The organism is Tistrella sp. (genome assembly GCF_002684955.1).
Lineage (GTDB): Bacteria > Pseudomonadota > Alphaproteobacteria > Tistrellales > Tistrellaceae > Tistrella > Tistrella mobilis.
This window is the reverse complement of sequence record NZ_NYWI01000027.1, coordinates 1-12,822: the sequence shown is the minus strand read 5'-3', so window position 1 is coordinate 12,822 and position 12,822 is coordinate 1. Positions and strand designations below refer to the sequence as shown.

General features: G+C 67.0%; 10 protein-coding genes. 5 read left to right on the top strand and 5 right to left on the bottom strand.

Annotated features, from left to right (window positions below; all coding sequences use genetic code 11):
- Positions 1–209 precede the first annotated feature (209 nt).
- Entirely contained in the window at positions 210–530 is a 321-nt protein-coding gene (locus tag CMO28_RS29910) for a transposase (protein WP_416370961.1), read from the top strand.
- A 988-nt stretch (positions 531–1,518) separates the two neighbouring features.
- Complete coding sequence (locus CMO28_RS06490; protein ID WP_296711344.1) at positions 1,519–3,165, top strand: acetolactate synthase large subunit; 1,647 nt, start codon at positions 1,519–1,521, stop codon at positions 3,163–3,165.
- An 84-nt stretch (positions 3,166–3,249) separates the two neighbouring features.
- Here the strand turns inward: CMO28_RS06490 and CMO28_RS06485 are convergent, their stop codons facing one another.
- Positions 3,250–3,420, bottom strand: coding sequence for a hypothetical protein (locus CMO28_RS06485; protein ID WP_296711341.1), 171 nt, complete (start codon positions 3,418–3,420; stop codon positions 3,250–3,252).
- Positions 3,421–3,523: 103 nt separating this feature from the next.
- On the opposite strand from CMO28_RS06485, the gene CMO28_RS06480 reads away from it, so the two are divergent.
- A complete protein-coding gene (locus tag CMO28_RS06480) occupies positions 3,524–4,939 on the top strand; it encodes a hypothetical protein (protein ID WP_296711338.1) in 1,416 nt (471 codons plus the stop codon).
- Between the two features lie 147 nt (positions 4,940–5,086).
- Here the strand turns inward: CMO28_RS06480 and CMO28_RS06475 are convergent, their stop codons facing one another.
- From CMO28_RS06475 to CMO28_RS06460, 4 genes are all read right to left on the bottom strand, one after another.
- The gene (locus CMO28_RS06475; protein ID WP_296711332.1) at positions 5,087–6,373 is read right to left on the bottom strand and encodes a GAF domain-containing sensor histidine kinase; all 1,287 of its coding nucleotides are present in this window, start codon (positions 6,371–6,373) and stop codon (positions 5,087–5,089) included.
- A gap of 86 nt (positions 6,374–6,459) precedes the next feature.
- Complete coding sequence (locus tag CMO28_RS06470; protein ID WP_296711331.1) at positions 6,460–9,027, bottom strand: ATP-binding protein; 2,568 nt, start codon at positions 9,025–9,027, stop codon at positions 6,460–6,462.
- Positions 9,028–9,144: 117 nt separating this feature from the next.
- Positions 9,145–10,089, bottom strand: coding sequence for a 3'-5' exonuclease (locus CMO28_RS06465; protein WP_296711328.1), 945 nt, complete (start codon positions 10,087–10,089; stop codon positions 9,145–9,147).
- 13 nt (positions 10,090–10,102) lie between these two features.
- Complete coding sequence (locus CMO28_RS06460; protein ID WP_296711326.1) at positions 10,103–10,960, bottom strand: thioesterase family protein; 858 nt, start codon at positions 10,958–10,960, stop codon at positions 10,103–10,105.
- A gap of 190 nt (positions 10,961–11,150) precedes the next feature.
- Between CMO28_RS06460 and fhuF the strand changes: the two genes are divergently transcribed.
- Entirely contained in the window at positions 11,151–11,897 is a 747-nt protein-coding gene (fhuF, locus tag CMO28_RS06455) for a siderophore-iron reductase FhuF (protein ID WP_296711323.1), read from the top strand.
- A 149-nt stretch (positions 11,898–12,046) separates the two neighbouring features.
- Positions 12,047–12,724 carry a DapH/DapD/GlmU-related protein gene (locus tag CMO28_RS06450; protein ID WP_296711321.1) on the top strand — a complete coding sequence of 226 codons (678 nt, stop codon included), beginning with the start codon at positions 12,047–12,049 and terminating at the stop codon, positions 12,722–12,724.
- The last annotated feature ends 98 nt before the right edge of the window (positions 12,725–12,822 follow it).

Below are 12,822 nucleotides of genomic sequence, written 5' to 3'. Positions count from 1 at the left end.
CATGACTACCCGCGCCGGGGGTACGGATCCCCCCGACTGCGTGCCTCCGCACCCGCGCGATCGGCGCTGGCGACAGAGCCCGCAACGAACATCCTCAGCCTGGATGCGCTCGACGAGATCCGGGATCATATCCTTCGCCGCAATCTGCCGGGCCTTCCATCTGGCGTCAGGACTCGACCGCGACGAAAACGACGTCTCAGCTTTTCCGATTGTCGGACGAACAGTGGGTGCAGCTTGGGCCGCATCTGCCCGAGAACCAGCCGGATACCCGGCGTGTGGATGACCGGCGGGTGCTTCCGGTGATCATTCACCTGCTGCGGATCGGGTGTCGATGGTGTAACTACCCAGCGGAATACGGGCCATCGATAACTATCCATGCCACGTTCGCACCGGACAAAATAAGCCGACGTTTTGGGCAAAATTTCGTTTTGCTGCAGATGACAAGAACGCAGGTCGTCATATGCGGAAAACATACGAGGGGGATGCCCCTGCCCCGGTCAAAACAGCCTGTCAATTCCGAGGGACGCTAGGTACCGCGAGACAGCTTAGCATTTATAATTGTCGGTAATGATATACAAATTGAATCCCATTTTTCCAGAATACAAAATATATCTAAGTTCATAATAGGCACTCCAGTAAATTCGAAAAAAATTTAGCCTCTGTTTCATCGAAATATTATCGTGACACAAAGGTAACGACGTCAACCGGGACGCCACACCGATGCGTCTCTTCCGTGCCCTGTGTTGCGACAAAAAAACTGGCACCCACGGCAGGTGCCGCAGATGCCAGCGTATTTGGTCGCGGGGGAGAATTCCCCATCATAACTGCTCAGAGACGTACATCGGCGACACCACCTGTTGCTGCACTCTCAGGTCTATGTGCACACAGGGGCAGACGCACACAGCACACAACATGTGTAGACCCGCCGCTCCGTTCAACAAGAACATGAGTACGTCGCGCCACGTGCTTTTCGTATTTCCACTGTCGATGGTCATCGCTAGTCCTTTCGTGGATGATCGGTTTCCCGAGGGAGGGTTCTTGCTCGGCACCCCAAGATGAGATGCATCATCCACAAGTCATCCCGTCACGTCAAGCACATCTTGAAGGGTTTTTCAATATTAATTATTCAAAAAATTAGAATTCATGAGAAATCGAATTCACTACATTATTTTTTATTATTCTATTTTCTGATATTCCAATATTATGTTGTGCTGATTTATTTATTATAAATTGCAATTAATTTAGAATTATTGAATATCACGCCTATTAAGACCGGCACATAGATATTTTTATTAAACGAATATTTTTAAGTTTAATTCACCCCCCACCCATCAAATAATAAAAATTTTCTCGCCAATTATTTTTAATGTTAGCCATGCAGCACAAATCGGCAAAACCGCCAGTATTTCTCCCATCCACCGCCCCCCGCATGGCAGCCCGCCGGCGACAGGCGGTGTTCCGCGACGCGCGGGCATGTTTAACTTCCGGGGATGTGGCCGCAGCGGGAGAGCCCAGCCGATGACCAAAGCCTCGGATCTCGTCGTCCAATGTCTGGAGAATGAAGGCGTCGAATACGTCTTCGGTGTTCCGGGCGAAGAGAATCTCGACTTCCTCGACAGCCTGTCGCGGTCGGAGACCATCCGCCTGATCCTGACCCGGCACGAGCAGGCCGCCGGCTTCATGGCCGCCACCTATGGCCGCCACACCGGCAAGGCCGGGGTCTGCCTGTCGACGCTGGGCCCCGGCGCCACCAATCTGGTCACCGCCGCCGCCTATGCCCAGCTGGGCGGCATGCCGATGGTGATGCTGACCGGCCAGAAGCCGATCAAGAAGTCCAAGCAGGGCCGGTTCCAGATCCTGGACGTGGTCGACATGATGGGGCCGATCACCAAATTCACCCATCAGTTCGCCTCGGCCGACAACATCCCCTGGCGGATGCGCGAGGCCTTCCGGCTGGCGGAAGAGGAAAAGCCCGGCGCGGTGCATCTGGAACTGCCGGAAGACGTGGCGCGCGAGACCACCGACAGCCGGCCGGTGCCGGCCAGCCTGAAGCGCCGGCCGATCGCCGAGGCCAAGGCGATCAGCGCGGCGGTGCGCCGGCTGGAACAGGCGCGGTCGCCCATTCTGGTGATCGGCGGCGGCGCCAACCGCACCCAGACCAGCCGCATGCTGTCGCGTTTCGTGCAGAAGACCGGCATCCCCTTCGTCACCACCCAGCTGGGCAAGGGCGTGATCGACGAACGCAGCCCGCATTTCGTGGGCTGTGCGGCGCTGTCGGCCGGGGATTTCGTCCACCGGGCGCTGGATTCAGCCGATGTCATCGTCAATATCGGCCATGACGTGATCGAAAAGCCGCCCTTCTTCATGAAGCCGGGTGGCGCCGAGGTCATCCATGTCAACTTCCGCTCGGCGGAGGTCGACCCGGTCTATTTCCCACAGCTGGAAGTTGTGGGTGATATCGCGAATGCCCTCTGGCAGATCACCGAAGAGATCACCCCCAGCACCGCCTGGGATTTCGGGATGATGCACCGGGCCCGCGATGCCGGGGCGGAGAACGTGGCTCATGACGCGGTCGACATGCGCTATCCGGTCTATCCGCAGCATCTGGTGGGCATCGTGCGCGAGGTGATGCCGTCGGATGGCATCATCGCCCTCGACAACGGCGTCTATAAGTTGTGGTTTGCCCGTAATTATCGCGCGCATGAGCCGAATACGGTGCTGCTCGACAATGCGCTCGCCTCGATGGGGGCGGGGCTGCCCTCGGCCATGGCCTCGCGGCTGGTCTATCCCGAGCGCAAGATCATGGCGATCTGCGGCGATGGCGGGTTCATGATGAACAGCCAGGAGCTGGAAACCGCGGTGCGGCTGGGCATGCAGCTGGTGGTGCTGATCCTGAACGACAACGCCTATGGCATGATCCGCTGGAAGCAGGCGGATATGGGCTTCAAGGATTTCGGGCTGAGCTATGGCAACCCGGATTTCGTGGCCTATGCCCGCGCCTATGGCGCCCATGGCCACCGGGTGAGCGATACCGGCGAACTGCCGGCGCTGCTCCGCCACTGCCTGGAGGCGCCGGGGGTGCATGTCATAGACTGCCCGGTCGACTATTCCGAAAACGACCGGATCCTGAACCGCGAGCTGAAGCAGAAGGCGGCGGCGCTCTGACGTTGCAGCCGGTGACTGCGTCGCGCCCCGTGACGGGCCGGAAGGCGGGCGGCTGCGGAACCGCCCGCCTTCACCGTCGCCGGTTCAACGCCAGAGCCGGATCGCCTCGTGGAACACGAATGCCACGCAGAGCAGCATGCCCAGCTGCGTGATATCGTTGCCGCCAAGCGGCAGCATGGGAAGCCGATCCGGCACCATGCCCCGTCCCACCATCAGAACCAGATCCAGCAGCGTCGCGACCTGAAGCATCCTCATCTCCCCGCTCCTTCTTCCGGATAGTTGTCGTATGCTCACGTGAACGAGGATGACCCCGGTCACCTTCAGTTCAAACACACCCGGTTTCAGGAGTTTCAGTACGATGGTCGAAGATGCGCCGACCGGTGTTCCGCAGGCGCTGGATGCACTCGCGGCCGGCGGCGCCGGCCGAGGCCGGCGCTGGTCCGGCAGAGAGCTTGCGGCAGCGCTGGACGTCTCTGAAGGATCGCTCTCCGCCTATCGACGCGGCAAGGCCCCCATCCCCCAGGATCGGCTTCGGGCCCTGAAGGCCCTGTTCTTCCGCACGGAACAGGACAGAAACGCCTTCGCGGCGGAATACAGAGTGTTTCAGCTGGCGCTGGGCGAAATCTCGGCCCGCAACGATATTCTTCTGCCGGTATATTCGGCGCTGGACGTGTGGAAGCTGATGCTTCGCCCCCTTGAAGCCAATGTCGAGCGGCTGGTGGTTGAACCCGGCGATGTGGACGGCCGGCCCTATCTGACGGAAGAGCATCTGTCTTCGGCCCCCGTCACCCGCGAATTTTTTCTGCCCGTGCCCGAATGGTTCGCCGAATGGGCATCCCGGCCCGAGGCGGACGGGCTGCCGCGCTACGAGATCAACACGCCGGTCGATCTGGCCGGCGATCCGGCGCTTGGCGATTTCATCGCCCGCTGCGGCGTCCCGGATGTGATGACCATCATCCGGAACGAGGGCGACGCCTATGCCCGCAGCGTTCGTGCCGCCTATGAGAACCGGTTCGAAACCCATCCCCCCTACAACAAACGCAAGATCGGCCTGCAATCCTGGCGACAGCCGGTGCCACGACTGGCGGATGAGAGGGCCCATCTGTCGATCGGCGGTTTTGTGACCGACTATTTTACCCACAGGGTGATGCGACGGGTGATGGCCACGGCACGTGCGCGACATCCGCGGGCCTTTGCGCTGACGGATGGTTCCGCCGCGATGGCCGCAGGGCTGGATCTGGCCTATTACACGACATCGATCGGGATCAATGTGGTGGTCATCACCACACGCGGCGAACGTCGGCTGCACATGGTCCGCACCTCGGCCCGCCACGGCAATGCCAACCAACGCGGCCGGCTGCACATCACCGCCAACGAGGGGCTGAACGATCAGGATCTGGACAGCATCACCCGGCAGATCGACTTTTCCGGCTTTCTGAAGCGTGCACTGACGGAAGAGCTGGGTGTCCGACCCTCTGATCCGGCAGCGGCGGCGATGCAGGTGTCCTTTCTGGAATTCTCGATCGAGATGACCAATTTCGAGCCGTTCATCAGCTGTGTCGTGGAACTGCCGCTGACGGCGGCAGGCCTGCGGGAGGCGTTGCGCAGCCATGCCCGCGACGGGCGGCGGGAAATCGCCGAACTGGTCGACATTCCCGCCACGGCATCGGCCGTCATCGGCCTGCTGGTCGATCACCCTGAAGGAACCGGCGGCTTTACGAGCTTTTCGCTCAACATTCTGGACCTGGTGATCGAAAAGGGGCTCGTCACCTGACCCCGCCGGTCGGTTTCCGCCGATCAGCTGCCGGCTTTCGCCGCAGGGGGACGCAGTACGGGGGGGGGGACGCAGCAGGACGCCGGAGGCGACGGCAGGCGCCCCTGCCTTTATGGCAGGGCCATCCGCGCGGTACAGCCGGCACCGTCATACCGCCGCAGGTCGAAGCCTGACCGAGACCGCCAGTCCGGCCCCGCCGCTGCGATTGCCGATCTCGATCCGGCCGCCCTGCCCTTCGACCAGGCGGCGGGCGATATCGAGCCCCATGCCGGAACTGCCGCCGCCCACCGCCGGTGCGGCCCCACGGCCCAGAATGGCATCGCCGCCATCGCCCAGCCGGTCCGGGGCGACACCGGGGCCGGTGTCCAGAACCGCAAAGCCCGGCCGGTCCGGGCCGCGGGCGATGTCGAGCCGCACCGTGCCGCCGGCCGTGGTGTATTTGATCGCATTGGCCAGCAGATTGACCGCCACCTGCTGCACGGTGGCGGCATCCGCCTCGGCCGTTACCGGCTCTGCCGTCAGCCCGTCTTCCAGCCGGATGCCGGCTTCGAGCGACAGCCCGTGAACCAGGCGCAGCGCCGCCGCCAGCGGCTGGCGAAGATCGATGACCTGGGGCCGCGGCCCCTCGGCGCCGCGCGGCCGCGCCAGCAGCCGGTTGACCAGGCCCAGCATCCAGCGCCCGGCCTCTTCGATCGATCCGGCCCAGGCGCGGGGTTCCTGCGGCAGGCGCTGGTCGGCCGCGATCAGCGCGGCATAGCCCATGGTGGAACAGAGGGGGGTGCGCAGCTCGTGCGCCAGTTCCTGCACCGCCTGGCCGGGTGTTGCGGCCATGTCGACCAGCCGGGTCTGGACGCGCACCGCCAGATCCATCTGTTCGCGCAGATGATTATTGGCGGCCAGCAGTTGCAGGCGTTCGGCAACCAGGGCGGCATGGGCTTCCAGCATGCGCGTCTGCCGGTCGTCGAGCCCGTCGGGGCGGGGGTCCGGGTCGATCACGCATAGCGTGCCGAGCGCGATGCCGTCGCCCAGCCGGATGGGTGCCCCGGCATAGAAGCGGATGAAGGGCGGCCCCACCACCAGCGGATTGCCGGCGAAGCGCGGATCCTGCGCGGCATCGGGCACTTCCAGCACCGTGGGGGCGGCAAGCGCATGATCGCAGAAGGCCCAGTCGCGCGGGGTTTCGGTGGCATCCAGCCCGTGCCGGGCCTTGAACCACTGCCGGTCGGTGTCGATCAGCGAAACCAGCGCGATCGGCGCCCGGCAAAGGTCGGAGACGATGTCGACGATCCGGTCGAAGCCGGGTTCGGGCGGGGTGTCGAGCACGCCAAGCCGGTCGAGATGTGCCATGCGCCTGCGTTCACGCGCCGGATCGCGCCCGGCCGGCGTGAAGGTCTTGCCGATGGTCCCCGATTTACCCGTGTCAGCCTTTGTCACGATCCGCATCCTCGATGCATCGACCCGTTTTGACAGATGCATCTTGCCACGGTTGATTGAAGGAAGTCTTAAATGCGATGCATCTTTCAGAGCCCCCGACGGATCCTGCGCAGCGCCGCCAGGCTGCCGTCCAGCGCGGTGAGCAGGGCGGCACGGGCCGCCGGCTCGTCACCCCCGGCACCCGGCGCCGCCGCCTCCAGCCTGCGGGCGGCGGCACGCAGCGCCGTCAGATCTACGACATCGGGCAGGCCGCGGATGGCATGAAGGCTGCGGCGCAGCTCTTCGGCCGACCCGCCGGCCAGGCGGGGCGCCAGATCCAGCAGGAAGGTCTGCAGGCTGTCGCGCGCCGCCAGGGCCGCATCGGGGCCGAGGTTTGCGACCAGCGCCGCGAAGACCGGATCGGGCGTCGGCGCCGGTGGTGGCAGGGATGACGGCACGGGAGACGGCACGGGACTGGCCGCCACCTGCTGCACCGCCGCGGCCAGGGCCACCGGGTCGATCGGCTTGGCCAGATGGCGCTGCATGCCGGCAGCCAGACAGGCATCGACATCCTCGGGAAAGGCATTGGCGGTGAGCGCGATCACCGGGACGGTGTCGGCGCCGGGCACCGCGCCGCGGCGGATCTCTCGTGTGGCGGCAAGACCGTCCATCCGCGGCATCTGCATGTCCATCAACCCCAGATCGATATCCGGCACAGCGGCCAGCCGCGCCAGCGCCTCGATGCCGTCCGCGGCCTGAACCACCCGGTGGCCCAGCGCTTCCAGCATCGCCCGGATCAGGATCTGGTTGGCGGGGGTGTCTTCGACCAGCAGGATTTTCAGCAGGCGACCAGAGGGAGGGGGGCCGGAGGGGGTGGGCGCGTCGGCGGCCTGGCCGACCGCGGGTGCCACGGGGGCGGCTGCCGGTACGAGCGGCAGATCGACATCGAAACAGGTGCCGGCGGTGGCACCGTCGCCGACCGTGATCCGGCCACCCATCGCCTCGGCCAGCAGCTTGCAGATATAAAGCCCCAGCCCGGCCCCGCCCTGCGCCCGGGCGGGCTGCCCGGCCAGACCCGCGCCGGTGACGAAGGGCCGGAACAGCCGGTCGCGCAGCAGGGCCGGAATGCCGGGGCCGGTATCGCAGACATGGATCTGAAGGCGCGGCGGCCGGCCGCCCCCCACCTCCCGCGGGGCGATGTGCAGCCGCACCGTCCCTTGCGCGGTGTATTTGACCGCATTGCCGACCAGATTGGCCATCAGCTGACGCAGGCGATCGGGGTCGCCGGTCACCCGGGCCGGCAGATCGGGCGCCAGATCCGCGATGACGGCGATCGCCGGGCGCGCCGGCCCCGCGGCAGGGCCGGTCACGAGACCGGAGCGGGCGGCCTCGACGACGCTTGTCGCAAGCGCCACGAGATCGACCGGCTCGGAGCGGAGCGTCATCCCGCCCGCCTCGATCCGGGCGGCATCCAGAACGTCGTCGACGATCCGGCGCAGCGCCGCCCCGGCCTCGGCCTGACGGTCCAGCAGCCGGCGCTGATCGGCGCTCAACGCGGTGCGGGCAAGCAGCTCGCCGAACCCCAGAACCCCGGCGAGCGGGGTGCGCAGTTCATGGCTCATCACCGCCAGCCGCATGGCGCGTTCATCGCGCTCGGCCGCCGCCTCTTCCGCCGCCCGGCGCAGCAGCTCCGCCTCGGCCGCCGCCGCCCGGGCGCGTTTGCGGCGGTCGCGGCCGATGCCGCGCGCGGCCAGCAGGATGGCCGCGACCAGCGCCACGCCGCCCAGCAGATAGAGCATGATCATGACGCGGGCATAGGGGGCGGCGGCGATCCTGGCAGGCACGACCACGGCCAGGTTCCAGCCGGTCCCGACGATCGGCGTGATCTGGGCCATCACCGGGCCGTCGCGGCCCTGCCCCGCCGTCACCTGACCCGGGTCCGCCCCGCCCCGCACCTCGGTCACCGCCTGACGGAAGCCTTCGGGCGCGCGGCTGCCGATGGTCTCCTGTGCCCGCACCGAGCGGCCGATGGTGATGTCGTCGGCATCGGCCAGCGCCAGAAACCAGCCCTCGGGCAGGCTTTGCAGCACCAGAAGGTCGCTGAACAGGCCGGGCCGGACCAGGGCGGTCAGCAGGAAGACCACCTCTCCGCCCCGCAGCGCCGGCACGCGGATCGGAATATGGCCGTCGATGAAATTGCCGACCACCGGGCGACCGCCGGTCACCGCGGCGACGGCGTCGGCGGGATCGGGATCGGGCGGCAGCGCCTCTCCGTCGACCCGTCTGAGATCGATGGTGGGGCGCAGGTCCATGGTCGTCGGTCCGGCCGGGTATGTCACCTCGGTCAGGATCAGGCTGGCCCATTCGGGGTGGCGGTCGTAGAGGCGCTGCATCTCCAGCCGGATGGCCGGCAGGTCGCGGCGGTCCAGCGCCTCGCTGACCGCAAGGGCGGTCAAGCCGTCGATCTGATGCTGAACCTCGTGGCGGATCGAGGCGGCGGCATTGGCGGCGGCGGCGGTGATGTCGGCGGCAAGCCGGTCGGCCCGCTCGGCACGAAGCATCAGCACCACGGCGATCGCAAACGCCGCCAGCGGCAGCAGCGACACGATCGCCGCCAGCGGCACCGATGGCCGCCAGCGGCCGGCCCCCGCCATCCCGATACCCGCGTCTGCCATGAACGCCCCCTCCGGACCCGTCTTGCGGCCCGTGACCGGGCCCTTCAGAGCCGAAGGATACGCTGTGATTGCCAATAAAATATTGACGGTATTGCGGGCGTGGGCGTGCGGCCCTCGTCAGACGCGGTCGGAATAGCGGTCGAAGGCGGTGACCCGGCGCACCGGCAGGTCCAGCTCGGCGCGGCGATAGATTTCGGTGCGCAGGAAGGTCATCTCGGCCTCCAGCTCCGCCTCGGGCACGTCGCGCCACCAGGCCTTGGGCTGGCCGTCGGAGCCGTCGTTCCAGCGATAGCCGCGGGCCTTCAGGGCATCCTTCATGTCGAAGGGGCTGCCTTCGGCGCGGATGCGCATCGTCGCCTGGCGGGCCCCCGCCAGCAGCGCACCGAGCGCGGTCACCCCCGCCACCGCCAGCGGCCGGGCCAGAACCTCCAGCAGGGCGCGGCAGTCTTCCGCCGCCCGGTGGCCGTCGTGGAACAGCCCGGCCTTGCCCAGAAGATAGCCGAGTTTGGTGCCCTCCACGCCCTCGGCCGCCCAGTCGATGCCGGTCTGGGAACAGGCCCAGGCCTTCACCCGGAAGATCTCCCAGACATGTTCGACGAATTTGCGGTCGAAGGCGGCGTTATGGGCGATGACCACCGAGGCGGCATCGGCAAAACCCGCCACCTCCACCGGGTCGATCGCCTGGCCCGCCACCATCTCGTCGGTGATGCCGGTCAGTTTCGTGATCTCGGGCGGGATGGGCATGCCCGGATCCTGGAACCCCGAATAGGCGCCGGTCACCCGGAACACCGTGCCGCCGGGTTCGAATTCGAAGGCGATCATGCCGAGTTCGATGATCCGGTCCTTCGCATGGTCCAGGCCGGTGGTCTCGACATCCAGGATCAGGCCGTTGCGCACCTCGCCGCGGCGCTGGAACTCCCCCTTCTCGCCGGCGGTGGAGAACCACTCCCGCGGCTCGATCCGCCGCAGGATGCGATAATCGCCCGAGGCTTCCAGCTTCCGCGCCATGGCCTCCAGCTCGGCACGGGCGCGGGGGCTGCGGGGGCGGACGGGGGCGGTCATGGCAGTCTCCGGATCACTTGTACCAGGCCAGCTGTTCCGAGGTGGCGACCAGCGTGCCGCCGGGCGCCCAGAGCGTCACCTGCTGGTCGAAGAAACCGTCATGGACCCGGCGGGCGATGGCTTCCAGCAGCAGGAACTGCCCCGCCAGCCCGTCCAGCACCTCGGGCCGGGCATGGATATAGGTCGACAGCGTGACGGTCGAAATCGGCCGCGGGCCGCGGTCGAGCACGAAAACCCGGGGATAGATCGCATCGGCGAGGCCGGCCACCACCGCGGCATCCACCGCGCCCGCGGGTTCCCCTTCGACCAGGGCATGGCGCAGCCAGACCAGGCTGCGGCTGGTATCGGCGCCGGTGAAGGGCGGGCCCTGAACGATCCGCATTTCATAGGCCGAAAACCAGGGCGGCAGGCTCCGATGGGCGTGGCGGGGCGCGTCTTCCGGCGCCACGGCCGCGGGCATCGCGAAGCGGGGCTCGGTGAAATCGCCGGTGTCGCGGCGGGCGGCGGCGGTGAAATTGCCGCGTGCGGCGATGGCGCCGTCCTGGATCAGATCCACCTGCCAGAACGACACCGACCGGCCGACGCGTGCCGGCGAGGTGACGATGGTGAACGGCCCTTCGGCGATGGCGCCCATGAACTGGGTCTGGGTGGCGACGATGCCGGCGCCGGGGCCCGCCTCGGCCAGCCAGCCGGCGGCGGCACGCTCGGCGGCGCGGGTCAGCACCGCGGCGATCCAGCCGCCGAAGGGGCCGATCATGTTCCGCCAGACCGGGTCGGTGCGGCCCGACCAGACGCGGACGCCGTCCGCCCTCTCCTCCACCGGCTCGATCGCGAGGGATCCACAGAAGGCATCGGGGCGGCTGGTGGTCATGAGGCGTGTCTCCGGTCAGCGGCGCGTCGATGCGGGCCGTCGTTTTCTTGGGGTCGGGGTCTCTTTATCACGTCCGGCCGTCCTGCGGCAGTGCGGCGTTGATGCGGCCGCAGCGCAAACCGCGGCTTGCATCTGAGAGTGATTATCAATATCACTTAACAATCGCGCCTCGTCGCAGGGAATCCGTCCGATGTTCGCAGATCTCGCCCCCGCCTTCAGCGGCCCGTTCGACCGGTTCAGTAAATCGGTGGTCGGCCCCGAAGACCCGCGGCCGGCGCTCAGCATCCGGGCCCTGACCTCCGACCCCGAGGCGCTGGTCGAAAAGATGCTGCGCCGGCTGGCACCCGAGGCATCGACCCCGCAATCCCGGCGCGGCGCCGCCTCGCTCTGGACCCAGTTCTATTTCGCCCTGGTCGGCGTGCCGGTGGTGCTGGCGGCGATGCGCGGCCGACGCCGGCTGCCGGTCGGGCTGGACGAGATGGCGGTGGTGATCGGCGAGAACGGCCTGCCGGCGGCGCTGAAACTGCCGGCCGCGGGCACCCCCCAGCCCGACCGCGACCCGCGCGCGGCGATGGAGGCGCTGATCACCGATCATTACGTGCCGGCGGTGACCGCGATGAGCCGGGCCGGCCGGCTGGCGCCACGGCTGCTGTGGTGCAATGCCGCCGTCCGCCTGGTCTGGGCGATGGAGGCCGCAGCCGAGGCCGAGCCCGAGGACACCGACCTGGCCGATATCGCAGCCGCCGCCCGACAGGCGGTGATCGCCTCCCCCGACCTCAGCTGCGGCGCCGCCAACCCGATGTTCGACATGCTGCTTTCGCCCAAACCGGAGTCCGGCTCCAGCTATACCCGCAAGGTCTGCTGCCTGCGCTATATGATGCCGGGGGTGGCCGATTGCGGCGAAACCTGCCCGCTGCCGCCCTGTCGGGGGAGTTGAGTGGCCGCGCCGGCATCGGCAGAGACGGTACCGCAGCATGAAGTTTCGATGACACCCGGGACCAGGCTGCTGCGGGCTCTTGGATCGGGCCCCGCGCGGGCGTATGAGGGCGGCGGTCCTGCCCTGCCCGCCTTTCCGGAGCCCCGCCCATGGCCCGCCGACCCCTGCCTGCCGACCGCCCGAAACTTGCCGAAACCGTGATCGACGACACCGCCAGCCTGCGCGAGGTGGTGCTGGGCCAGTGCTGCGAAGTCCTGGCGCGATCGGCGCTCGAATACTGCACGATCGGCGATTACAGCTATCTGGGGCCCGATTGCATGGTGGCGGATGCCGAAATCGGCCGGTTCTGCGCCATTGCGGCCCGGGTCCGGATCGGCGCGCCCAACCATCCGATGGACCGGCCCAGCCTGCACCGCTTCACCTATTGCCCGGAATATTACGACGCAGGCGCCAGCCGCGATGCCGGCTTCTTCGCCGATCGCCGGGCCGACCAGGTCCGCATCGGCCATGATGTCTGGATCGGCCATGGCGTGACCGTGTTGCCGGGGGTGACGGTGGGCGACGGTGCGGTGCTGGCGGCGGGCGCCGTGGTCACGAAGGACGTCGCCCCCTATACCATCGTCGGCGGCGTGCCGGCGAAGCCGCTCCGCGAACGCTTTTCCCGCGAGATCGCGGCCCGGCTCGCCCGGATCGCCTGGTGGAACTGGCCCTTCGCGGTGATCCTGGAGCGGCTGGAGGATTTCCGCTCGGGGGATATCGAGGGGTTCTGTGCGCGGTGGGATCCGGTGGTGGCGCCGGACCAGCCCCTCAACCCGTCGGCATCGTAACCCGCACCCGCAGCCCCTGCGGGGTGTTGTCGGCCAGGTCCAGGCTGCCGCGATGGGCCTGGACGATTTCGGCGACGATGGCGAGGCCCAGGCCGAAG